The organism is Bacillus sp. UNC437CL72CviS29 (assembly GCF_000482345.1).
Lineage (GTDB): Bacteria > Bacillota > Bacilli > Bacillales > Bacillaceae_G > Bacillus_A > Bacillus_A arachidis.
Window position 1 is genome coordinate 306,035 of the sequence record NZ_AXVB01000005.1, and the last position, 24,646, is coordinate 330,680.

Annotated in this window: 25 protein-coding genes and 2 pseudogenes; 7 read left to right on the top strand and 20 right to left on the bottom strand. The window is 34.3% G+C overall.

Translation table 11 applies throughout. The features are described 5' to 3' along the window. Window positions 1–20: 20 nt before the first annotated feature. The 3 genes from M014_RS0106835 to M014_RS0106845 form a co-directional block, all read right to left on the bottom strand. Entirely contained in the window at window positions 21–731 is a 711-nt protein-coding gene (locus M014_RS0106835) for a polymer-forming cytoskeletal protein (RefSeq protein WP_026591054.1), read from the bottom strand. Between the two features lie 13 nt (window positions 732–744). Further along, window positions 745–1,368, bottom strand: coding sequence for a YhbD family protein (locus M014_RS0106840; protein WP_026591055.1), 624 nt, complete (start codon window positions 1,366–1,368; stop codon window positions 745–747). Window positions 1,369–1,528: 160 nt separating this feature from the next. Continuing rightward, window positions 1,529–3,319 (bottom strand): SgrR family transcriptional regulator, encoded by a 1,791-nt coding sequence (locus M014_RS0106845; RefSeq protein ID WP_026591056.1) that lies wholly within the window; start codon window positions 3,317–3,319, stop codon window positions 1,529–1,531. Between the two features lie 48 nt (window positions 3,320–3,367). On the opposite strand from M014_RS0106845, the gene M014_RS0106850 reads away from it, so the two are divergent. Further along, window positions 3,368–4,573, top strand: a complete 1,206-nt coding sequence (locus tag M014_RS0106850; protein WP_026591057.1) for an MDR family MFS transporter — start codon at window positions 3,368–3,370, stop codon at window positions 4,571–4,573. A 247-nt stretch (window positions 4,574–4,820) separates the two neighbouring features. Here M014_RS0106850 and M014_RS0106855 read toward each other — a convergent pair whose 3' ends face one another. Further along, window positions 4,821–5,216 (bottom strand): hypothetical protein, encoded by a 396-nt coding sequence (locus tag M014_RS0106855; RefSeq protein ID WP_026591058.1) that lies wholly within the window; start codon window positions 5,214–5,216, stop codon window positions 4,821–4,823. 94 nt (window positions 5,217–5,310) lie between these two features. Continuing rightward, complete coding sequence (locus tag M014_RS0106860) at window positions 5,311–5,559, bottom strand: GlsB/YeaQ/YmgE family stress response membrane protein (RefSeq protein ID WP_026591059.1); 249 nt, start codon at window positions 5,557–5,559, stop codon at window positions 5,311–5,313. 321 nt (window positions 5,560–5,880) lie between these two features. On the opposite strand from M014_RS0106860, the pseudogene M014_RS26535 reads away from it, so the two are divergent. Further along, window positions 5,881–6,368 (top strand): annotated as a pseudogene (locus M014_RS26535) (DinB family protein). Here the strand turns inward: M014_RS26535 and M014_RS29975 are convergent. The 8 genes and pseudogenes from M014_RS29975 to M014_RS0106900 all read right to left on the bottom strand — a co-directional run. Continuing rightward, window positions 6,368–6,690 (bottom strand): annotated as a pseudogene (locus M014_RS29975) (nucleoside hydrolase); the annotation flags it as partial. The pseudogenes M014_RS26535 and M014_RS29975 sit on opposite strands and share 1 nt — an antisense overlap. A gap of 115 nt (window positions 6,691–6,805) precedes the next feature. Continuing rightward, window positions 6,806–6,994 (bottom strand): hypothetical protein, encoded by a 189-nt coding sequence (locus M014_RS0106870; RefSeq protein WP_231503912.1) that lies wholly within the window; start codon window positions 6,992–6,994, stop codon window positions 6,806–6,808. Between the two features lie 112 nt (window positions 6,995–7,106). Continuing rightward, window positions 7,107–7,307, bottom strand: coding sequence for a YvzF family protein (locus M014_RS0106875; RefSeq protein ID WP_026591061.1), 201 nt, complete (start codon window positions 7,305–7,307; stop codon window positions 7,107–7,109). A gap of 69 nt (window positions 7,308–7,376) precedes the next feature. After that, window positions 7,377–8,162, bottom strand: a complete 786-nt coding sequence (locus M014_RS0106880) for a class I SAM-dependent methyltransferase (RefSeq protein ID WP_026591062.1) — start codon at window positions 8,160–8,162, stop codon at window positions 7,377–7,379. Between the two features lie 238 nt (window positions 8,163–8,400). Next, window positions 8,401–9,009 carry a DUF1266 domain-containing protein gene (locus M014_RS0106885; RefSeq protein ID WP_243765202.1) on the bottom strand — a complete coding sequence of 203 codons (609 nt, stop codon included), beginning with the start codon at window positions 9,007–9,009 and terminating at the stop codon, window positions 8,401–8,403. A gap of 75 nt (window positions 9,010–9,084) precedes the next feature. Further along, entirely contained in the window at window positions 9,085–10,365 is a 1,281-nt protein-coding gene (locus tag M014_RS0106890; RefSeq protein ID WP_026591064.1) for a J domain-containing protein, read from the bottom strand. After that, the gene (locus M014_RS0106895; protein ID WP_026591065.1) at window positions 10,365–12,065 is read right to left on the bottom strand and encodes a molecular chaperone HscC; all 1,701 of its coding nucleotides are present in this window, start codon (window positions 12,063–12,065) and stop codon (window positions 10,365–10,367) included. The genes M014_RS0106890 and M014_RS0106895 overlap by 1 nt, the downstream gene beginning before the upstream one ends. 240 nt (window positions 12,066–12,305) lie before the next feature. Beyond that, entirely contained in the window at window positions 12,306–12,890 is a 585-nt protein-coding gene (locus M014_RS0106900; RefSeq protein WP_026591066.1) for a hypothetical protein, read from the bottom strand. A gap of 229 nt (window positions 12,891–13,119) precedes the next feature. Here M014_RS0106900 and M014_RS0106905 point away from each other — a divergent pair, with 229 nt between their 5' ends. Beyond that, on the top strand, window positions 13,120–14,322 hold the full coding sequence (locus M014_RS0106905) for an MFS transporter (RefSeq protein ID WP_026591067.1): 1,203 nt from the start codon (window positions 13,120–13,122) through the stop codon (window positions 14,320–14,322). A gap of 31 nt (window positions 14,323–14,353) precedes the next feature. On the opposite strand, the gene pduL is transcribed toward M014_RS0106905, so the two are convergent. After that, on the bottom strand, window positions 14,354–14,923 hold the full coding sequence (gene pduL / locus M014_RS0106910) for a phosphate propanoyltransferase (protein WP_026591068.1): 570 nt from the start codon (window positions 14,921–14,923) through the stop codon (window positions 14,354–14,356). Window positions 14,924–15,106: 183 nt separating this feature from the next. On the opposite strand from pduL, the gene M014_RS0106915 reads away from it, so the two are divergent. From M014_RS0106915 to M014_RS0106930, 4 genes are all read left to right on the top strand, one after another. Beyond that, the gene (locus M014_RS0106915; RefSeq protein ID WP_026591069.1) at window positions 15,107–16,306 is read left to right on the top strand and encodes an LL-diaminopimelate aminotransferase; all 1,200 of its coding nucleotides are present in this window, start codon (window positions 15,107–15,109) and stop codon (window positions 16,304–16,306) included. A 72-nt stretch (window positions 16,307–16,378) separates the two neighbouring features. Continuing rightward, a complete protein-coding gene (locus M014_RS0106920; RefSeq protein ID WP_026591070.1) occupies window positions 16,379–16,786 on the top strand; it encodes a 3-hydroxyacyl-ACP dehydratase FabZ family protein in 408 nt (135 codons plus the stop codon). A gap of 52 nt (window positions 16,787–16,838) precedes the next feature. Then, entirely contained in the window at window positions 16,839–17,660 is an 822-nt protein-coding gene (gene coaW, locus M014_RS0106925) for a type II pantothenate kinase (protein ID WP_026591071.1), read from the top strand. Window positions 17,661–17,833: 173 nt separating this feature from the next. Then, the gene (locus tag M014_RS0106930) at window positions 17,834–18,331 is read left to right on the top strand and encodes a cytochrome c biogenesis protein CcdC (protein ID WP_026591072.1); all 498 of its coding nucleotides are present in this window, start codon (window positions 17,834–17,836) and stop codon (window positions 18,329–18,331) included. Window positions 18,332–18,370: 39 nt separating this feature from the next. Here the strand turns inward: M014_RS0106930 and pssA are convergent, their stop codons facing one another. From pssA to M014_RS0106960, 6 genes are all read right to left on the bottom strand, one after another. Continuing rightward, window positions 18,371–18,862, bottom strand: coding sequence for a CDP-diacylglycerol--serine O-phosphatidyltransferase (gene pssA / locus M014_RS0106935; protein WP_026591073.1), 492 nt, complete (start codon window positions 18,860–18,862; stop codon window positions 18,371–18,373). A gap of 615 nt (window positions 18,863–19,477) precedes the next feature. Continuing rightward, a complete protein-coding gene (helD, locus tag M014_RS0106940; RefSeq protein WP_026591074.1) occupies window positions 19,478–21,838 on the bottom strand; it encodes an RNA polymerase recycling motor HelD in 2,361 nt (786 codons plus the stop codon). A gap of 212 nt (window positions 21,839–22,050) precedes the next feature. Next, window positions 22,051–22,557, bottom strand: a complete 507-nt coding sequence (locus tag M014_RS0106945; RefSeq protein ID WP_026591075.1) for a 2'-5' RNA ligase family protein — start codon at window positions 22,555–22,557, stop codon at window positions 22,051–22,053. A gap of 38 nt (window positions 22,558–22,595) precedes the next feature. After that, window positions 22,596–23,063 carry a CcdC family protein gene (locus M014_RS0106950; protein WP_026591076.1) on the bottom strand — a complete coding sequence of 156 codons (468 nt, stop codon included), beginning with the start codon at window positions 23,061–23,063 and terminating at the stop codon, window positions 22,596–22,598. Between the two features lie 41 nt (window positions 23,064–23,104). After that, window positions 23,105–23,776: a DUF4052 family protein gene (locus M014_RS0106955; RefSeq protein WP_026591077.1), complete on the bottom strand. Its 672-nt coding sequence runs from the start codon at window positions 23,774–23,776 to the stop codon at window positions 23,105–23,107. Continuing rightward, entirely contained in the window at window positions 23,773–24,645 is an 873-nt protein-coding gene (locus M014_RS0106960; RefSeq protein WP_026591078.1) for an ABC transporter ATP-binding protein, read from the bottom strand. The genes M014_RS0106955 and M014_RS0106960 overlap by 4 nt, the downstream gene beginning before the upstream one ends. Between the last annotated feature and the right edge of the window lies 1 nt (window position 24,646).

Genomic DNA, 24,646 nt, shown 5'->3' on the forward strand with positions numbered 1-24,646 from the left:
TTCCTCACTTCCTCCCAAAATTAAACTTGCTGAATTTCTTTTACTTTCGCATTTTTATCCACATGAAGAACTCCCGTATATTCAATCAGTCCAATCTCACAATTTGGCCCTACCGTAACATTGTTCCCTCTTACTGTTTTGATTTGTACGTGATCAATATCTATATTGTCACCTTCTAATAATTCAGCTTCTAAGTGCGACCCAAACACTGTTTTAAAAAGTCTACTAAATGCTGTTTCTCTATGCCTTACTTTAATTGTTTGACCACCTATTTCTTTTGCTCTACATGTACCGTGAATATCGATGTCAATTTCATCGGCGCTTAGTAGACCTCCAATTGTAAACTGTCCTTCTGACGAAAAGATATCTACTTCACAATTACCGTCAATAGTCGCTTGCCCGCGGATTTTAAGCTCTTCACCTTTCAAAGTACCACCAATTGCTCCTTTTCCAGCAATTTTCAAATCGTTAGCCGTTACATCTTTTGTAATCGTTGCTTTTCCATCAATTCGCATATTTTCAGTGCTTACTGTACCGTCAACTTTACCAGACCCACTAATTTTTGCGCTCTTGCTTTTTAAATCACCATTTACACTACCAGAACCGTTACATTCAAAGTTGTCACATTCAACATTCCCGTTCACAGTTCCTTTTCCGTTTAATTGTACTTTATGAAACTCCCCACCATTAGAAGAACCGTAACCATTTATAATTAAATTTTCTGTACGCACTATTTCTCCTCCACTATAATAGTTTTGATTTTAACGTTTCTGTATATTGCATAATTGTTAAACGTACAACTACCTTCGTACCTTTCTCGAAAAATAAATCATCTACATTTGATACTAAGAAGCATGTAGAAATACCGAGTTTACGAGCCACAACTAATTCACTATTCTTTTGTTTCATGATTTCATAATGTTCGTGAAATACTTGCAGTATCATCTTGCCTTCTTCCAAGCTAATTTCTCCGGATTGAAGCAATTCCTCTAAAATAAATACATAAAGAATATCTACAAACTGAAATTCTGCCTGTTTATTCATTTGTTCTATAAAAAATTGTACAACCGGTTCTGAAGCAATACCCTTTCGGATGATGTCTTCTTTCATGAAAGAAATCTCAGATACACTTGGTGAAAACATATTTGCTAATTCATCAAGCGATAGGTCTTCTTTCATCGTTTGAATTTTATCAATACGCTCTAATATCTTTTCTTTCGGAAAAAATGTTTCTTGCCCTGTAAAAGTCGATTTCCTGATAAACCAATCTTCTGGTATTAAATTCTTTCGTTTCCACCTATATAGCTGCCCGTATGAAATACCAGTCAGTTCCAATAAATCTTTTTTTGAAATTAAATCTGTACTCAACTGTATAACACTCCTTCCTGATAACAATGTAACATAACACTGTTACATTGTAAATGAGTGTTTTCCATAAATATGCATAATCATGTTCACAACCAGACGTTTATTCCACATAAAAAAGACCCTTTCGTATGCCATTTCATTTCGAAAGAGTCCCTTTATATCAAGGTTTAAACCATATATGGTAAAAATCAATCCATCCTTGAGAATTAATTCTTATATTTTGTACTTTTTCATGTGTACTTATGTGCTGTTTATTACGATATAAAGGAATAATATGAATGTTACGTAACAATGTGTCCTCCACATCGCGTAACAATGTCATTCGTTTTTCTGCATTCGGTTCATTAAAGTACGCATGTAATTGTTTATTAAAGTCTAGAGAGCTATGTTGATTTATAAAACTATTTTTTGCAAGAAACATTTGTAAAAAACTTAGCTCTATTTTCTCACTAATTGTGGCGCTATCATGAATCAAATCCGCTTGTTCCATTGTTTCCGCTCGTAATAATTCCAGTGCATCGAGAAAATGTATTTCAATTGTAATTCCGTACTTTGCACATTCTTTTTGAATCCACTTAGAATCTTCCACATGATCTTGTTCTTTAAACGTATATAAGTATAATACTTCGCCACTATATTCGCTCTTTTGTAGAAGAGTGTTCACACCCTCATTTATGCTCCAAGTTGCACGATTTGCTAGTAATAATTCATCTGCTCCCTCACCGCGTTCTCCCTCTAACTCATCTATTATTTTATTACTATGAATTATTCCATATAATGCTTGCCTAAATGTACTATTTTGCAAAGGTCCTTGTTTTTTAGTATTTAACGTAACATACGTTACGTTAGATTCCATTTTAGAAAGTTCTTTATGAGGGTTCTCTATCTCTTTATGCTCAGCTTTCATCGAAACGTCATATTCATCCGTACTTTTCGGCACATTCCAAAGTTCAATTCGATCAAGAAATGGTCGTTCACGAAAGTATGAATTATGTACTTCTAATACAAAGATAGAATCGTTATTTTCTCGTAATTTAAATGGCCCTGTTCCACTTACATTCCCTTCTTCATCTTCCGTTACAATAGAACACTGTTCTGCACCTAGAATATGTAATAGCAACTTATTTTCTGTATGCAAGTATATCTCCACAATATGTTCATTTACAATATGGATTCTTTCAACATGCTGCAACATCCACAAGTACGGATTATCCTCCCTATTCATAAATCTATCGAATGAGTAGACAACATCATGAGCTGTGAAACGTTTACCATTATGAAATTGCACACCTTTACGCAAATAAAAAGTCCACACTTTTTGGTCGTCATTATACTCCCAATGAAACGCAAGTCTCGGCTCTATTACATTGGTACTTTCGTTCACATATACAAGCGTGTCGTAAACATGTTTCACCATATGACATTCTGAACGCATTGTAGCATATACAGGATCCAATAGAATCTTCGGACGCATTTCAACTTGTAAACGAAGTACATCTTGTCTACCTTGAGTCGTCATTTCAATTTGATAACCAAATATTGAATTTATCCAAGTTTGGAATTGTTTTTGCAGCATTGGAAAATACTCCATATATTGTTCAACAAATTCTTTTCCGCCTTTTACATCCCCCTGTTTCGTTATTTCTTTCCCCTTTTCTAAAATTAATACAGCGGGATCTTTTTGAAACCATACCTTTGATCGATTCCCTCTCCCGCGTCCTGGAGACCAACAAACCCATCCTAGCTCTTCTAATTTTTTTATAATAAATTTACTGTTTCTATCAGTACAAAACAATGTTTCAGATATATTTTGTAATGTTATTTCTATTTTTTCTCCCTCTGGTCTCCCTTTTCCATACCGGATCCAAAGCTGAACGTACTGATCTAAAATAACCATATTCATCCCCCTAAAAGGTGAAAAATCCCACTCTTTCATTCTACCCTTTTTCATTCCTTGCTTCTATCTTAAGATTTCCATATAGAAAGGAGGAAATAAAGAATGAAAACTCTTATAAAACGTTATAGTAAACCGATTTGGATTCGACTACTAGGTGAATTGTTAACAAGAACAACTGAGGCGATGTTAGCAATAATTTTTATTGTACATGTCAATAAAGCTTTAGAAGGAAATGTCGTCCTGACGATGCTTCTCTTTGGCTTGCAACCACTTTCTGATATCATATTCACAATCATTGCTGGAGGCGTAACAGATAAGTACGGTAGAAAGAAAATTATGTTACTTGGATTATTCATACAGGCAATTGCAATCGGTGGATTTGTTTTCGCTGCATCAGTCCCGTTCTTTGCTTTGTTATATGTAATGAATGGTGTTGGCCGCTCCCTATACATTCCTGCTCAGCGTGCTCAAATTGCAGATTTAACTGCGCCAGAACAACAAGCGGAAATATTTGCTGTTCTTCAATCAGTGGGAGCAGTCGGAGCTGTAATTGGTCCGTTCATTAGTGCCTTTATTTATAACAGTCATCCTGAATACTTATTTATAATTCAAGCTATGGCTCTCCTGCTATATGCCATTCTCGTATGGACGCAGCTTCCCGAAACAGCGCCAATCATTCAAACAGCTCAAAAATCAACACAAGTCACAACAAAGAAAGAATTTATTTTTAAGCATTATGCCGTATTCGGACTTATGATATCTACTCTTCCGATTAGCTTTTTCTATGCTCAAACTGAAACAAATTATCGTGTATTTGCAGAGAATATCTTTCCAAATTTCTTATTCGTTCTCGCATTCATTTCAACTTGTAGAGCAATTATGGAAATCATACTACAAGTTGGTCTTGTCAAATGGTCTGAACGATTTTCAATGCCAAAAATCATCATGATTTCATATGTTTTTTATACATTGGCAGCCATCGGTTATGGTTATTCTACAACATTATGGTCACTCTTCTTTACATTGCTTTTCCTTACAATTGGTGAAAGCATTGCTTTAAATCACTTACTCCGCTTTGTTTCAGGAATCGCACCAAGTCACATGCGCGGATTATATTTTTCCATTTACGGCATACACTGGGACATTTCTCGAACATGCGGTCCCGTTATTGGAGCAATGGTATTAGGCTATGTAAACGGCAGTACCCTATTTTATATTTGTGCTTGCTTATTAATAATCGGTGGAATCATCCAAACCTATTTTGTTTCTTCTGTAGAGCGCAACAAATCAAAAGAGCTGTCTTTGTAAAAGAACAGCTTTTTTTCTTCTCTTTACTAACTAGCACCATTATTCATGTTATCTTCTAGAGAAAATACAGAGATACGATCCTTGGATAATTACTTTTAATGCAATTTGTTGTATCCCCGCCGGTTATTCGTTTATACCGATCGTAATATTACAGGCGCTTATGAGAAAAAATTAGATATAAGTACTGTTTTGAAAAAATAAACCATTAAAAAAAGCTGCCCATTAAAGAGCAGCCCTAAATATGTATTTATACCTCAATATTTTTACCATCTTCAACAATATGGTACAGTAAATGAGCCAAATGATGAATCGGACCATACTCTTCCTCTTCTTCATCTGTTTCACCTTGGAACTCAAGATCATTTAAGTATAATGCTAAAAATTGATAGAATAATTTCAAATCAAATCCATAGCAAGCACTTGGTTCTTCGTGATCTCCTTCATATTGTAACATTAAGTATTGCTCGTTTCCTTCTGCATCTTCCGCATCAAAGAATACAAAGAATCCTACATTTGTATCTAAATCAAATAGATGGCGAGTACCGTTTTCTGTTACTTTATTGAAGTCCTCTTCACTTAATTTATGTACTGTTGTTGCTTTTGCATTGTCTTCTTGATGAAAGTTTACTGTAAATGATTTCAATGCTGACACCTCCTGATTGTATAACAGTAGCATAACAGATTAGGACAAATAATACAAAAATGGATTGCTGACAATTGACAGCAATCCACTTAATTCACTTTCGCAATGCACGCAGTAATAAGCTAACAATAAATATTAAAATGATTGCACCAATTAATGCTGGAATAATTGCATAACCTCCGATAACCGGTCCAAACGTACCCAATAATAATGTTCCAAGCCAAGAACCAATAATCCCAGCAATAATATTTCCAATTACACCACCAGGTACATCTTTACCAACAATTAAACTTGCTAGCCACCCTAAAATACCACCAACAATTAATGACCATATGAATGCCATATTATTTCCTCCTTCATATCATAAAAAAATAATCCTAAATCATCGCTTACCATTAGTTATGTTACTTTTTTTATTAAGTTATACTTTTAACTTGTGTGTTGTAAAAATACGATTAACCCAAACGATTTAAAGTAACACTGCCATCGTCAACAAGGATTTTACGGGAGACATAATCTATATCTTTATTCTTTGATCTAATTATTCAAGATTGGGTTTAATGGGTGCATGTATAATCCCCCCAAAGGCTCCACAAACAGAACGTATGTTTTTGTATTTTTCTTAAGATTCAGTAAAATGAACATATGAAAAGGGGAGCATAAATTGAACAAAGTCGATTTACTATTATTAAACCCATCAGAAGTGAGAAGACGAAGCATAAAAGTTTGGACAACTATTCCTGAGGATACATTAGATTGGAGACCAGATGCTGAGGCATTAAGTTGTAAAGAGATGATAAGACATGTTTTAGAAGCTGAATACATTTATCTGCAAATATTAAAAAATCAAGGTGATGCACAAAATGTAACGTCACCTTATGAGACAAGAGCATTTACATCTGTTTCGGACGAACTCCATTTTGCACAACCATACCATGAACTGTTTATTGATTTTATAAAATCTTTATCAAATGAAGAATTAGAAAATATAAAAATAAATCGTTCAAACCTAACTGAACTTGGATACACGGGATATATTCGCTCTTTAGGTGATATGCTACTACGAATGCGTATCATGAAAGTGTTCATACAGGACAAATATTAGATTATATGAGAACGATGCAGATAGATCGACCAGATATTTGGGACTAAGGTGCTTGATATTTACACATTGAAGAGAATAATTCTCTATTCGGCGGAATAATTGATCCTAGGCCGTGATTTCCATGGATTTCCGAAAAAACAAAGGATCTTCCGCCATCATTGGTCGGCTCGCTCCTTTCATTATTTTTTTACCTTCGTAACATAAACATTTCAGTTACAATCTCAAGGATATCAATATTACATGTTTTATCAGCACAATTTAAAGCAGCCGCATCATTGATACCAAAATCTCCAAAAAAAGATTGTTTTTTATTAACTCTCTTCCCCCTCCTTATCATATTCTACTATTATTAGTATGTGAAAAAGACAAGGCGGTGAAACAATAAAAAATAAAAAAGCCACCTATTTGCTGGCAGCTATAAAGAGATAATACAATTGTTTTCCTTATATTCAACTAACGTTCATTTTTTAAATATGAATACAACTTAGTTAGCTTTCATTTTCCTCTTAAAACCTAAAACAGCAATTACAAAGATAATAATCGTATTGCCAACTACCCATAATAAAGGTACAACCAGATCACGGTATTCACCAGATAAAGCAAATCGTGTAGCATCAACCGCATGAGCAAATGGCAATGCGTAACCGATTGTTTTAATTGTACCACCCATCATATCTAACTTGAACCAAGTGCCACTTAACCATGTGGAAATGAAACAAGTTTATCATATTTAGCGAGAAGACCTCTACCTCAAGCGCGTAACGGTAGGTGGGGGGAGTTCAATGTTAAAGGACTTTATTATTAACAGCAGTTTCCCTCTTTTTATAAGACAAATATGCTAATACATTCTTACTTGCATCATATTTGGGATTATTTCCTTTTCTTGGCTCCCTAACATGTGTCTTCTCAAATCCAGGAATTTCAGGCATGCTCTCCAAAAATTCGACAATTTCTTTTTCAGTTCCCTCAATACGTACACGAATCATTTTTACTACTCCTCAATCTTGTTTTTCTCCATATTAAGTATAACGTATCTGGAAAAGGCTGCAAGATAATTATCTTTTTAAAGTTGGGCTTTTTTGACATACAAAGAGCGCCATCTCAGTATAAAACGATTCTACTTTATTATTTTCAAAACAAATTTTGAAAAACTCCTTTATTTCATTTGAAGTCTTCATCATACAATCTGTTAACTTTGAGCGCGTTTGCTGTGGCACATCCATCATGTCGCACCACCAATCAAAATTAAATTGTTTCTCAAATGTAATACATGATCGCATTTGCAAACCGTTTTTTTCTAATAATGAAATCCATTCTGTTTTTGTCAAAGCCCGCTCGTGACTCGGATCACGTTTCTTCTCAATAAAATTATAAAATGTATCATACTCTGGATTTTCTGGAGAAACATTATCAATTAAAACGAAAAAACCCATTTCTTCTAATACTCGATGTACTTCCTGAATGAACTGAGATGGATTTTGGAAATGATGTGCTGCAATACGACATACTACTGTATCAAATGACGCATTAGAGAATGGTAAATTCTCAGCATTTCCAGCTACAAATGAAACGTTATCATGTCCATTAGAATGAATAAATTCTTTTGCTTTTTCCAACATTTGTTCCGTTAAATCAAGAGCAACTACACTTTTGAATAATGGTGCTAATGTATTCGCTACATGTCCACCTCCTGTAGCAATATCAAGAAGACGAGCATTTTTATGATCTTGAACTTGCTGCATTAAGTATTGCAAATCTGACCCTTTTGCATGAATTTGACTTTTGACATACTTTTCAGCGTTACTACCAAATTGAGTCTTTATAAGTTCTTCATTATTCATTCTGGATCAACTTCTTTCAACATATATTTACATATTCTTTTTCAGCAAGAATATATAAATGTCCTCTTTTCATCGTAGTATAGAAGTTTATTTGTACCTTCTCTTTTTAACTTCGCCAAAATCCCCTCTATATTTTTATCACGCCAAGCATACACTCTTTACGCAACGAAACACCGTTTGAATAATAAAAAAATCCTGAGAAATAACGATTCTCAGAATTTTCACTTTAAAAATATTCTTAATTCAAATCTGTAAGCAGTTCGTTTTCCCATGCAATTGTATTCACGTATGAGTCCTTACTTCTAAACATTCTAAGCGTATAATTAAGATTGTACTTGTCCTGATTTATAAATTCTGTGTCCAATTTATTAAAATGACTACCGATATGAAAAGCAAGAAAATACTCGTTCCAATCCGAATAGGAGTTTTGGGCAAGTTTTGCTGCTTGCACCATGTAATGATTCGCTTCCTTTTTGGATAAATAACCTAATCTCCTACCAATCCGGCTCAAACAAATACACCATGCATAATCAAATGCAGCAATCCCCGAATCCGGTAACATATGTAACCCATGATTAGCGACATAAAGTTTTTCATAGTCGGGTTGATCTTTAGGTAACTGTTTCCTCCTCGCTTCTGAAAGAGGGCTTAATTGATTGCGCATAGAATTAAATTCGTAACGCGACCCCTCTTCTAAAAACCACTCAATTCTCTCTTTTAGCGCTGCTGGTTCTTGACAACCACATTTTCTCAGCGCTTTTTTTAAATGCTTTTTACCAAGTATACGGTCTCTTATGAAAGTAAATTCATATTCAGTATAATAATTCATAAGAAAATGAGTATCCAAACATACTGTGGACAAGCAGCGAAAATATTGGTCAATCTGCTTTCTTTTCCCTAGAACTAGCACCCTGTCTCCTCCTTATGCTTTAATTTTCAGTCTGCAAAATTTCCATAATTCCCAAATAATTGGAAGGAGAAAGAAATATTGAAGCGGCAACCGGGTTACCATTGTAATAATGAATAATACAACATAAATCCAAGTACGTCTTAAAAACATGAAAGTATAATACAAAATATAACTCATTATATGTTTCTTTGTTAACTTCTGCTTCTCTTCTTTTCTTCCATTTCTAACAAATAATTCATTGATATATGAAGCAAATTCCACGCGGTTCAAATCGATTTCTCGCGCCTCTTTCGCCTTATCTTCGGCTTTTTCTAACTCCCCTATCTTAGCTAAACATTTCGTCATCATCAACATAGCATCCATATGCTCCGGTTGAATCGAAAGCAGATGTTCACAATCCTTAATGGCAGTGTCAAATTGGCTACGGTTATAATTTATACGAGCGCGATACAATAAAGCATCTGGATCATCCGCATCAATTAACAATACGTCGCTAAATGATTGCAGTGCACGTTCCTGATTTTCTGTACGTAAATAATAAATACCTTGCATACGTAACAACTCTGGATCCTTTTGATACATTGAATATGCACGAGTTAACACTTCATCTACGGCTTTTAGTTCGTTCGCTATAAGTTGCCTTTGTACTTCTTCTCGTAAATAAAAATACGTTTCGAAATCGAAATGATTGTCCTTCTCGAAAACGTCATAACGCATCCCCTTTAATCCGCTAATTCTCTCTAATAAAAACTGCACATTTTCTTCACCATATTCACTTTCCAAATCCTCTTTTTGCTCACTAAAACGGAAAACATTGTCGAGCAACACCCAAATTGAATGTGGAAAATAATAATGATATAAGAGGAACTCTATTAATTGATCTTGAAGTGCTGCTGCGTATTGAACATCCCATATCACATCAGAACGCAATAATTCTTCCCAGTTTTCCGATTCCATTCGTGCAAAGAAATCATCATAAAGTGCCTCAATCCTTTCCATAAATGAATAAACTGGGTGCTCTGCAATAACGGTAGTAGCGATTTCGGCGTTGCTGTCAATCCATGGAGAGATTATAGGCTCTCTATCATGCCCATCCATTTCTTCTAGTTGAACGAGCGGCTTGTCTTTCATTTGCTTCGCACTTTTAATCGCTTGATCGTATGCCTCTCTCAACCGTTGATACCCTTCTGGATCATCTTCTGGATGATGTATTTTTAAAAGTTTTGCATAAGCTTTTTTTATAGCTGAAATATCATCGGTCGATTCAATCTCTAACGTACTCCAAATACTCATTAACGATTGATCCACCTTTCTATACTCTCGATATGTTCTTTTAAAATACTAGCGGCTTCTTTAATCTTTTTATCATTTTGTGTCATAAGTACACTTTCAAATTGTTGTAGCAATATAGCAATTTTTTTCCGTTCATCACCAAGAAATTCTTCATAAAGTCGTTCACCTTTTGCTAGAAGCAATCGATTTTCTTCTCGATCTCGTGGATGAATTTTAATGTCTCTCAATTCTAAAAGTCTAGACTCAATTTCTTCATCTGTAAGATTTCCAGCATTTTGTTGAATAACGACTCTTTTCTTCTCTCCAGTTGTTGTACTTATTACTTCAACTTCAAGAATACCGTTAATATCGTATGTATATCGGACATCAATAGACTCTTTCCCTGCAGGAGCTGGGGGTACTTTAATTTTGAGTTCCCCAAGTTTTAAATTGTTTACTACCATACGGTTTTCTCCCTGATACACATCTACAAGTATATATTGTTGCTTATCCATAATAGTATAAAGTCTTTCCACTCTACTTACAGGAATCGGTGTATTCCGCTCAATTATTGGGAGGAAATACCCAGACTCTTTCTTTCCATCACCTAATTCTTGAACAACACTTGTTCCTAAGGAATATGGACAAACATCGGTTAAGATAACTTCTTCTAACGCCTTATTTCGTTCTTTTAGAGCAACTTGAATTGCAGCACCTAAGGCAACCGTTTCATCGGGATTTATATTCGCATACGGCATACGTCCAAACATTTTAGAAATAACAGATTTGATAAGCGGCATTCTCGTCGCCCCACCAATTAAAATAACAGCATCTAAATCCTTCGGGTCCAGTGAGGCATCACGCAGTGCACGTTCTATAGGATAACGAAGTCGTAAAAGAAGTGGTGTTACGATTTTTTCAAATTCGCCTCTGTTAATACGAGTTTCGTATGTCTTATTATTTATCATAACCTTCATATTCGCAGCATGTTCATCACATAAAGTAAGCTTACAACGTTCTGCCTGTGTATAAATTAATGATAACGTTTTCGAATCAAGAGAATCGGAATCAAGTTGATGTGACTCAAGAAAAAAATTCATTAAACTTCTTGTGAAATCTTCGCCTCCAAGATAATTATCACCAGCGATTGATTTCACATCCATTATTCCTTCAAACAATTCCAAAATGGAGACATCGAAAGTACCCCCACCCAAATCAAATACAAGAAATTTTGTTTCTGACTCTTCTTGATATAATCCATATGCAATTGCAGCTGCTGTTGGTTCACTAATGAGGCGCTCAACCTTTAATCCAGCAATTTCTGCAGCTCGCTTTGTAGCTTTACGCTGTGCATCATTAAAATATGCAGGTACACTAATCACAGCACCCGTAACAACTTCATTTAAATAATCCTCTGCATCTTGTTTCAAGGATTTAATAACAAAAGATGAGAGTTCTTCAGAAGAAAAAGTATAAGTACCTAGTTCATATTTTTTCTCTGTTCCTATGAAACGTTTAAAAGTTGATGCTGTCAGTTGTGGATGAGTAATTAATCGTTCTTTTGCAATACGCCCTACTAAAATTTCACCACTCTCATCAACACTGACTACCGATGGTGTAAGAAATTCGCCAAGAACATTCGGAATAAGGGTCGCACCATCCTCCGACCAAGAGGCTACTAAACTATTCGTTGTTCCTAAATCAATTCCAATTGTTGCCATACTAATCCCCTCTCTTTTTTAACTATATTTTACTATATCATTAGAATTAGGAAAAGTATGTAAAAACAAGGAATTCCAAAGGGATAAAACATTATATTAGTTTAGTTAAACACAATCTTGTTACGTGTAACTACTCCTCCATATACGAATGTTGAACGCATATTCGTGTTATCGAAAGTCAGCCTAATAAACTACAGTTTCGTCTTTCTAAACGTAAAGAACCAAGTAAGTCCTCTCTATTCAATGAACTAAACACTCTACTTCCTTCCGATCTTCATGTTTTATATATTTATATACATTTAAACCATATGCTTGTACGACGAAGGAAAGTGACAATACAAATAGTTCTTTTAACACATCCTCTTCGTACTCATCGACCCAATCCTTTGTTTCTGCGCAAAAATTAAAAATCAATGTATAGAAACTTCCGCATTCAATTTCTGTTTTGCCTACACCTATTTCTCTTAATAGCTCTTTACATAATAACGAATGTCTATCAATAAAACGCGGAGAGTAATAAGCATAAATCATTTCACGGCACTTCTCCCTAATTATTTCCTCAAATTTAATATAGTATATTTTACTTTCAAAATTGAGCGCTCCTCTTGTTTTCCCACTATACTCCCGTAAAAAATCTTCAATTGTATCATATGTATAGCTTTCGTGCGTTTGATTCATATGTACTAGAATACCACTAGAGTTCACCATATATTTTGGGACTGATATGTAATAATATGCAATCCAAAAACAAAGCTTTGCTATTATCTCCTCTTTCTGCTCCTGCAAAAACTCGTCGAACAATTTTTTAAAAAATTGTTGAATCATGAGTATCCCTCCCTCATACATTTTAAATTTATTCCAATGTATTTTCTAATATGTAAATTTGATTTTTTAGCTTTATAAATTCAATTTTTCATCCCAAACAAAAAGATTGAATTTCCGTTATCAAACACGTAATATAGACTCTGATTCAAAAAAGAACGATTGAAATATATGAATAAAAGGAGGGTTTATATACAATTTTTCCTATTTTATAAGACTGAGAGGTTTTGTTATGTGGCGTAATAAAAACGTCTGGATTGTTCTAAGCGGTGAGTTTGTTGCAGGACTCGGTTTATGGCTCGGTATTCTTGGTAATCTAGAGTTCATGCAAAAACATATACCATCCGATTTTATGAAATCAATGATTATGTTTATTGGACTATTAGCAGGTGTTCTTGTTGGACCAATGGCTGGCCGAATGATTGATCAATATGAAAAGAAAAAAATCCTTCTATATGCAGGGTTTGGTCGCGTTATAAGCGTTGTTTTTATGTTTTTTGCTATTCAATATGAAAGTATTGCTTTTATGATTGCCTTTATGATTGCCATTCAAATTTCAGCTGCGTTTTATTTTCCTGCATTACAATCAGTTATTCCACTTATCGTTCGTGAACATGAGCTATTACAGATGAATGGTGTTCATATGAATATCGGGACAATTGCTCGTATCGTTGGTACATCCTTAGGTGGCGTTTTGCTTGTTATGATGAGTTTGCAATATATATACGCTTTTTCAATGATTGCATATGCACTATTATTTTTATCAACATTTCTATTACAATTTGAAGATCAAAAAAACAATACTCCAAATAAAAAAACAGAAAAAGACAACAGTTTTATGGAAGTATTCCGTATTTTAAAAGGAATTCCAATCGCATTTTGTGCACTTATTTTAAGCGTCATTCCCCTTTTATTCATTGGCGGTTTTAACTTGATGGTAATTAATATTAGTGAGATGCAACATGATACAACAATAAAAGGATTTATTTATACGATTGAAGGGATCGCATTTATGTTAGGAGCCTTCGTTATTAAACGTCTGTCCGAGTATTTCCCACCAGAAAAATTGCTATACTTCTTTGCGTTCTGTACTGCTTTTGCACATCTTTCACTGTTCTTTAGTGATGTAAATTGGATGGCACTTGTATCATTCGGGCTATTCGGATTTAGTGTCGGTTGCTTCTTTCCTATCATGTCGACAGTTTTTCAAACGAAAGTTGAAAAAAGCTATCACGGACGTCTTTTCTCATTCCGTAATATGTTTGAAAGGGTCATGTTCCAAATTGTCTTACTTGGAACGGGATTTTTCTTAGATACAATTGGATTGCAGTATATGGTGCTTATTTTCGGTGTCATTTCATTATTCATTATCCTTATGTCGTTATCAAAACAAAAGCAAACAACTAAAAATACTTCCAAAGTATCAAACATGTAAAATCCATCTCAACATTGAGATGGATTTTTTCTTATTGTAAGAGTTGTCCAAAGTCTCCGGTTGTTATACTCCCACTATTTGCTTCATCTGTATCGATATGCATATCTAATGCGTAAGTATCTTTTACACGAATTAGTACTTGATTAAAAACCAATCCTCTGTTTCCTTCTACTTTAACACTTACATATTGTCCATCTTTCACTTGAAAGGTATCAGCATCTTGAGGTGTCATATGTATATGACGCTCAGCGATGATTACGCCTTTTTCAATTTCTAAAGAGCCCTTTGGACCAATAAGAGTAATTCCTGGCGTTCCATCAATATTACCTGACGCTCGAATCGGAGCATCTACTCCTAACTTACGTGCATCTGTTTTTGAAATTTCAACCTGTGTAAACTTTCGGATAGGACCAAGAATACGGACTTTTGAGATTTCTGCCTTTTCAGTCTTAATCGTTACTGTTTCTTTTGCTGCAAATTCTCCTGGTTGTGAGAGTTCTTTTGCAACCACTAGCTCATATCCTTCCCCAAAAAGTTTTTCTAAATCTTCGTTTGTCAGATGGATATGCCGATTTGATACGCCGATTGGAATTTGTTTCACCTGAAACACCTCTTCATTATATAGTAGCATTCATACTCTTTAGTCTTTCCTTCTTTTTCTTTTTACACAACTACATTTTGAATTCTGGCTCAAAAGTGTTAAAATATAATTATGTGTTTTCAGAATAATAAAAGAATATAAAAAGTAGATCATTGAAAACACAGTTTTTTAGGAGGGGTTTTGATGACTTATACGTTAGCAACTAGAATGAAAGCATTCCAATCTTCTATATTTAGTGAACTAGCAGCTTATAAAAAAGAAAAAATTGCAGCAGGTCACAAAATGATTGATTTAAGTATCGGCAATCCAGATATGCCTCCTGCTGATATTGTAAGAGAAGCTATGGTACATACAGCAAGTGGAAAAGAAAATTACGGTTATACTTTATCAGGTATTCAAGAATTTCACGAATCAGTAACTGAATATTACGATAACAATCACCATGTTAAATTAGATCCAAACAATGAAGTTTTATTATTGATGGGTTCCCAAGATGGGCTCGTTCACTTGCCGATGGTTTTTGCAAATCCAGGTGATCTTATTTTAGTACCTGATCCTGGATATACAGCATATGAAACAGGTATTCAAATGGCAGGTGCAAAACCTTACTTCATGCCTTTAAAAAAAGAAAATGACTTTTTACCTAATTTACAAGACATTCCTGAGGAAATTGCTAAACAAGCAAAAATGATGATATTGAACTTCCCTGGAAATCCAGTTCCAGCAATGGCACATGAAGATTTCTTCAAAGAAGTTATTACCTTCGCGAAACAACACAAAATTATTGTGGTACATGATTTTGCCTATGCAGAATTTTATTACGATGGAAAGAAACCAATCAGTTTCTTATCTGTTCCTGGTGCCAAAGAAGTTGGTGTTGAAATTAATTCCTTATCCAAAAGCTATAGCTTAGCTGGTAGTCGCATTGGTTATATGATTGGAAATAAAGAAATTGTAGGTGCACTAACACAATTTAAATCAAATACAGACTACGGTGTGTTCTTGCCAATTCAAAAGGCAGCATCAGTTGCCTTACGTCACGGTGCCGACTTCTGCGCCAAAAATCGTATCATCTATCAAGAACGCAGAGATACTTTAGTCGATGGTTTTGCTTCTTTCGGATGGCATGTTGATAAACCTATTGGTAGTATGTTCGTATGGGCGGAAATACCAATAGGCTGGACTTCATTAGAATTTGCTTATGCATTGATGGATCGTGCGCATGTTGTTGTAACTCCTGGTCATGCTTTCGGACCACATGGTGAAGGTTTTGTGCGTATCGCACTTGTCCAAGATAAAGAAGTGTTACAACAAGTTGTTGAAAATATAAAAAAGAGTGGTATTTTTTCTCTTGAAAAAGCAGATGTATTAGTCAAAAATTAATTACAAATCCCCTGCTTGCTTTTAGCAGGGGTTATTATTTTCCCATTTAAAGATTAAAGATCGGAGACCTTTATGAATATCAAGAATATTAACGATATACTTCCTCATCGCTACCCATTTTTAATGATTGATAGAATCACAGACATTGAAGATGGAAGATCCGTTAAAGGATATAAGTTCATAACAAATAATGAATGGTTTATAACGGAGTCGCAAAATAACATGCCTCACTTGCTAATTGTAGAAGCACTTGCACAGCTTGGTGCGTTCGTAGGAACAAACAATTCTACTGGATTAGGATTTCTCTCTTCATTAGACGGTGTAACATTTAATGGAACCGCTACACCTGGTGACAAACTAGATTTGCAATATGAAGTTCTGCGAAACAAACGAGGATTTATTCTTGGAAAAGGAATTGCTTCTGTAAACGGTAAACCAATTGTTACAGTTGAAAAATTATTAGTTTACATTTCTTCATAAAGAGTCAATGATAGATGTTCATTATTATTACACAATGATAAGGGGTGCAAAAATGAAGAGCGCCGTCGGTATTGATGCTGGAGGAACACTAACAAAAATCGCTTATTTTGATGATGACAATGAATTGCATTTCGAAAAATTTTACTCACATGAGCAAAACAAAATTAAAGATTGGTTCAATAAAAATAAATATATAAATAGATTGTCTCTGACTGGTGGTAAAGCTGAACAGTTACAAACAACATTTCCAGAAAAATACAATATAGAGTATGTTGCAGAATTCGATGCCACACTTGCTGGTGTTCATTATCTCATTGACCAAGAAAAGCATTCCATAAACAACTTTATTTTAACGAATATCGGCACCGGTACGTCCATTCATTATGTCCATAACAACAAGTATATTCGCACTGGTGGAACAGGGATTGGCGGAGGAACTATCATGGGGCTATCAAAATTATTAACAGATATAGATTGTTTTGAAGAAGTCATTCAACATACAAAACTAGGATCTAGGCGGAATCTCGATATTACAGTTGGAGATATTTATAACGGCATTCTTTCCCCTATTGATAGTAATTTAACAGCCAGCAATTTTGGAAAAGCTGTTAGCAGTGAAGTGGATTATAACAAATCTGATTTACTTGCAACCCTTCAAGGTCTTGTCGGTGAAGTAGTTACTGCATTAAGCCTTCAATTTGCAGAAGCGAATGATGTAGCTCATATCATTTATATTGGATCTACCCTTTCAAACAATAAAAAACTACAAGAGATTATAGGTGATTATACCGTGTATCAAAATAAAAAACCTATCTTCTTGCAAGATCACGGTTTTTGCGGGGCTATTGGGGCCTTATTGCGTACAACAAAATAAATTTATTATTAACTTAGGAAGAGCTAGAGATCGACTTCACGGCTTAATTTAGCCTTTAATGTAACTTACATAATAAAAAGGGCCCCTGAATAAATATCATGTCATCCATTAATATTGTGGATGACATGATATTTCCCATATAATTGAAATACATTATGTAAAGGAGTGAAATTATGGATACTTCTGCGTTTTACTCTATTGTGATCATAGTTGCTGCGTTGGTCTTATGGCGTAGAACTAGAGCAATGTATCGTCCTATTAAAGGAAACGGGATCCGCATTCTCTTACCCATACTATTTTTGTTATTACCCTGCATTCCCATCATCTTAAATCCAAAAGCACATGCCTCAGGTTGGGAATTGATTTGTGCAGTTATCTTTGGGTTCCTTTTGTCAATTCCACTTATTTGGACCACTAACTATGAAATTCGATCCGATCAGCATATTTATGCTGTAAGAAACAAGAGCTTTATTATTACCTTTCTCATCGTACTTATTATCCGGTTTTTACTTCGTGATTATTTAAAATGGCTAGATCCAGAAACAAAAGCATCACTATTTATGACTGTAGCACTGGGATATATCTTACCTTGGAGAATTATCTCTTTTATCAAATTTCGTCAATTATACAAAAGTCGAATCCAAACGAACGACAATATTGACTTACGGTAACACTGAATACGTGCCCCTTCAGTACTTCTGAAAGGGCTTTTAAAGTTTTTTAAACCTAATTGGACTTACCATTAAGAGAGCGAGGATTAAAGTAATCCATGCATTGCTATATAAAAACAACCCCATTCCAGCTAATGGCAATCCAGCGACTGGGATAGGTAATCCCTTAAAATATCCAATGGTTGGTTTAACGCTAAATTTAGCTAATCTTAAGGCACCCATCGTTGGAAAAAGGATAAATGCCAAAGAAGTTAAAATAGATGGTGCTGCTATCGAATGAAATAGAAGTGCAGGAGCAACTCCGAAACTAACAATGTCAGCTAAGGAATCCAATTCTACGCCGAATTCACTGTTCACTTTCAATTTTCTTGCAATCCTTCCATCAAGAAGGTCTAAAACAGCAGAAAAGAAAATAAAAATAGAGGCTGCTTCCAAAAGGCCACTCATATTCAAGGTAATTGAAAAAACACCACACAATAAATTTCCGATCGTAAATAAATTGGGTATAGCTTTTACTATGTGATTGAACAAGGTTGTCCCCCCTAAATTGATCAAACTTCCCATATATGTAGCATTTTCTATATATTCTTCTGTTATTCTTTAAAATAGATGACTACTGTACGCTAAGTAAATTTCGACAAGAGAAAAGTATCTAAGAAGGTTACAAACTTGAGGTTTATAAATTAAATACTGCATAATAAGCAGTATTTCTAAAGTGCGCTTAATCCCGACAACAGAGAGAATAAAATGATTTTCGTTTGTAGGTGAGATTAGCGTAACTGCTTCGCATGCCAATTTCACTCATACATCTTCTTCGTTAATAAAAGGATTTGAATGAGATTCTTGTAATGGTTCTTCTTGTGTGAGAACGTTTTGTTTAATGTGGATATTTTCATAAATACCCCGATATCAAAGCCTTTATTTTCGTAATATTATATACTATCTAAAGTAAAACGAGTGTTGTAGTAAAACTATTTTTGATGTGATAGTACATAAGGTCATATAGAGTTCTTCTAAATTGAACTACCCCCACCTACCGTTACGCGCTTGAGGTAGAGGTCTTCTCGCTAAATATGACAAAAAGTACACCACTCCCTAATAAGTGATGTACTAACAATTATATAATGTTACAGAGTAGCCTGTTTTCTATTGAACCTTTTCATTTTCTAACATATACGTATCTGTGGATACCGACTGCAAGAACGCATTCATTTCCCCTACAGAATAAATATATAACTCATGCATTGCACGTGTACAAGCAGTATAAAATAATTTCCGTTCACTTTCTCGGCTATATTTTTTCTTTGATGCATCATAGATGATAACCGCATCAAACTCTACCCCTTTCGATAAATACGATGGGATAATCAAAATACCTGTATCAAACGAACTCGTTTCTTTCTTAATGAGACGAACTTGTAATGATGTTTGAAGTGCAAGATAAGCTTCTTTACTTTCCTCAGCTGTTTTACAAATAACCGCAATTGTCTTATGACCTCTTTGCTTCAACTGCTCGATTTGATCCACAATCTTTTTATGATGCGCTTTTCCTTCTTTCACTTCCGTTATACTTGGTTGTTTACCGTCACGCTGAAACGGTTCAATTTCATGCCCATCTGTAATTAACTGCCTTGTAAATTCAATGATTTGTTTTGTAGAGCGATAACTACGCGTAAGTACGATTCTTTCACTCAGCTCTTCTCCATACAACGTACTTAACTGTGAAAATTCATTCTCTGATGCATGTTCATAAATGGTCTGATTAAAATCACCTAGTATTGTCATTTTTGTATGAGGGAATATTCGTTTTAAGAATGCATATTGAAATGCAGAATAATCCTGCGCTTCATCAATAAATATGTGCTGCACAGATGTATTTCTTTGCAACTCTTCCAGTTGATCTTTTAAATATAAATAAGGTGTTGCATCTTCATATGACATATAAAAATCTTGTATTTTTTCTATTGTTTCTTTACATATTTCATTCCATCTTTGCGGTAATTTACTTTCCTCTACAAGTTGCTTAGCAAACTGCGGATCTTTAAATATTTGTATATAAATTGCTGATGTATGAATAAATTGTAATTTTTTCACACGTCTTCGGAGTGGTTTAAAATGTTCTTTCACAACGATAGCCGCCAACATATTTTGTTCTCGTTCAAATTCATCAAACGCATCCTGGGAATATTCTTGCCTTTGCTGTAATTTCTGATGAACTTTTGCATATGTTTCCTTATCTAATAACTGTACTTCTTCTTCCACCCAAAGTTTTTTTCTCTCTATTTTTTCTTGTTCTTTCAGCTCTTTTAGTAGCCATTCAGAAATTAATTTTATTCGATTTGGAATCCGTATTGAAGAATCAAATTCATAAAACCGTTCTTTTATTTGTTCTTTGGAGATTAATACTTCTCCTCTAAATTTAATATCTTTAAATAACATACCTTCTCGTTTTAAGTAAGATATATACCGATCTACTACTTCAATAAAATCAGAACTTGCTTTATATCTAATTCCTTCTAATCGTGTTTCATAACTCTTTTCTTCCATTCTTGTCAGTACATATTCCATTTGTGTAAATGGATCTTCCAATTCAAACTTCTTATCAACATGACGCTCTAAGTATTCTTGGAATGTCGTTTGTTTCATATTGTCCTCACCAAGTTCCGGTAGCACTGTGGAAACATAACTATTAAACATCGAGTTGGGAGAAAAAAGAACGATTTGATCAGCGTGTAGAGAATCCCGATATCGATATAATAAATACGCGACACGCTGAAGTGCTGCCGATGTTTTACCGCTTCCTGCAGCTCCTTGCACAACAAGCAAACGACTTTTTTCATTCCGGATAATTTGGTTTTGTTCCTTTTGAATTGTTGAAACAATGCTTTTCATTTGTGTATTAGCGTTATTCCCTAATACTTCTTGCAGTAATTTATCACCAATCGTAACACCTGTATCAAACATACTTACAATTTGGCCATTCCGAATAACATATTGTCTTTTTAATGTCATTTCACCCGAAATCGTATCATTAGGTGCTTCGTATTTTGCTCTTCCTACAGAATAGTCATAATACAAACTTGATATAGGAGCTCGCCAATCATATACAAGAAATTGTTCTGTATTTTCATCGTAGAATGAGTGAACACCAAGATAAATAGCATCTTCACTTTTTTCACCGTCTTCTAAGAAATCTATCCTTCCAAAGTATGGGGACTGTTGTAATCTTTGTAGTCCTTTTAGTTTTTGATAAGCATGGCGATGACTTTGCTCTCGTTCGGATAATAACTCTGCTTGTTGTTTAATACTCGCTGCCGTTTCAATAGCCTCTTCTGTATTATCAACATTCACTGTTACATCGTCCCAAAAATGTTTTCGAATCTGGACAACATCTTTCATTGCTGCACTCGTATATCGCTCTAATGTATCAATATGATTTTTTATCTTTCCAACTACTTCTTTCAGACGATGTTGTTCCTGTTTCCATTCTTGATTTGTTTTTTCCATATCGCCACTCCTTATCAACTAATCGTTCTGATGCTCATTGTTTAATGCTATAACAAATTCAATAAAAAGTTTGACAAACAAGTAATCGATTTGTTATAATTAAATTGGATAATTATTGAGTTTTATATAAAAATAAACAATGAGCGTTTTTCCATTTTAACACATATATATGAAAAATCAATAAAAAGGAGATACAAATTTGTATCTCCTTTTTATTTTGGAAGTTCCACTTCAAATTCTATTATTGATTCTCCATCTTCCCCAATACGTTCAACACTTACTTTTTCAATTACACATTTTAAGTTGATACTTAAATCCGGTAGCTCCTCTGCTATTTCTTTTGCTATTTTTTCATTTTCTTTTCTCCCGACCGTCACATGCGGTATATAAGAAATATCGCTTCGGAAAAATGCCGCTAAAGGCCCTTTATATAACTTTTCATGTAATGTACTTACTTTTTCACTTCCCTTTTCAGTAAGTAAAAACAAGTACTCTCCTTCATTACTAATTCGATCTGTAAACTCGATTGCTATCGAATCAACCCCTTCTAGACTTTCAATAATGTGCTTTTTAAGTTCATCGTTAGTAACCATGCTTTCAAAAGGGAATACAAGTGTAATATGAGGATTAATCAGTCCGAATAAAGGATCATGTTTTTTTCTAACCACTTCAATTTCATCTATTTGCGCCTCATTTAGAAAAAGTAAAATAGTACGCATTTTCTATTCCTCCTTCAACAAAACCAAAAACAGCAATTTTATGAAACTGCACGAAATACTTTTCTAAACTTTATATAACAAGCAATTCTCCAAGGGATGATATAAGAAGCAGCAACAACATAAAACAATAAGCCTATTGTTCGCTGATCCAAATCGATTATATATTTCCTAGAAACATACCTTAAAACTACAATCCCTATAAAAGTAATGAGAAATGCTACACTTTTTTTCGTATATATATTCCCATCTTCTCTTCTCTCATAGTTTGTAAGTATAATAAGCGGAAGCGCAAAAAGAATCCCAAATAATATCGCAAAACTAATGTATAATACAGCTGGATGAATAGGACCAAAAAACATTAAAATTCCTGGTGATAAAAAAAGTAGTGGTAATAAAATTCGCTTTCCATTTCCCTTTATCGGTTTATGCATTGATCGATAACGTCTCCTTAAAATTAACATTGCAATACATAAAAATGAGGTTAATAGTGAAGAAGTATCCTCCATACATTGTCCCTTCTCTCCTAAAATATTTATCTAACAATCATTTATATCATTTGCTCAAAGGAAACTTTACGAATAAGTATACTACTAACTATGATATAGACTACAGTTAATCCCATTGAAATCATAATAAAATATGGTACGTCTATTAAGGTTTCACTATTTATAAACATGAAACTTCTTATCCCTACTTCTCCATAGAGCACACTCGTTACCCCTAAGAAAATCGTCCCCCCTACAGCAAGACCAATCCACTGAAATCGTTGTTTAAAAATAACTACTACTTGAAAAAAACTCGCTATTGTAACGTAGAATAAAAACTGTGCAAAAAATCCCCCTAGTGAATGCCCCCCTATACGAGCGCTTTCTGAACTATATACTATATTCTGTAAAAAAATCAATTGAAGAGATGAAAATACTACGGCTTGTAATGTTATATAACAAACTGCCCCAACAAAAAATTGTAGTCTTGTTACCCCAAACGAAACAACTAAACGAAATACTTCATCCTGTATAATAAAAGTGCTTACTACTATAAAAAATGTAATTGCAATCGAAGGATTATTTAAAATATCCTGTAAAAATCCTACTTTTATTCCGTTTAAATCCGCTGCACTCGTTGTTCCTTTTATAAGTAACGCCACAATCCAAAATATAAGAATCGCTTTGTAATGAAATTTCATATGTAACTTCAATTGTTTCATTAGCATCATCATTTCACCTCATCATCTGTTATATAAATAAATAGTTTTTGTAGTGTTACGCTATCAATTTCTAATCCTTCTTTTTCAATAAATTGATAATCTTTAGTAGAAAACCCCTCCCATATAACAGCAATCTCCTTATTTCCATATACCTCTCGATGTACAACGTTTTTATTTATTAGAAATTCATCCACTTTATCTTTTCGGCCTGATATGCAATAGGCTTCCTGTAATAAATCTTCAACGGCTGATTGAACAACTACTTCTCCTCCTTTCAAAATCAGCACATCTTCCACAATATGCGCTACTTCTTCTACTAAGTGCGTTGATAAAATAATTGTTCGAGGGTGATTACCATAGTCTTCTAACAACATATTGTAAAATAATTCTCGGTGCGCCGCATCTAAACCGGTAGTCGGCTCATCAAAAATTGTAATAGGTGCCCTACTTACTAATCCCTTAATAATTCCAACAACATTCTGCATACCATGCGATAATTTATGATATTTTTCTTGTACATTAAGCCCAAATTTCCTCGTAAGTTCTTCAGCATAGGCTTGGTCCCAATTTTTATAAAACATGTTACATAGATTAAAAATCTCTTTCACCTTATAGTTTAAATAAACTTCTTCTTTCACTTTTACAAAACAAATATTTTGCAGCGCTTTCCTATTTTCAAAAACATTTTCATCAAATACGGATACACTTCCACTACTTGAAACGATCTGTCCAGAAAGAAGATGTAATAATGTCGTTTTCCCCGCCCCATTTCTACCGAGCAAACCGTATATTTTATGTTTTTCCATCGAAATCGTTACTGCATTTACAGCCGCTTTTCCCCTATATTTTTTCGATAAGTCTTTTGTTTCGAATGCAATCATG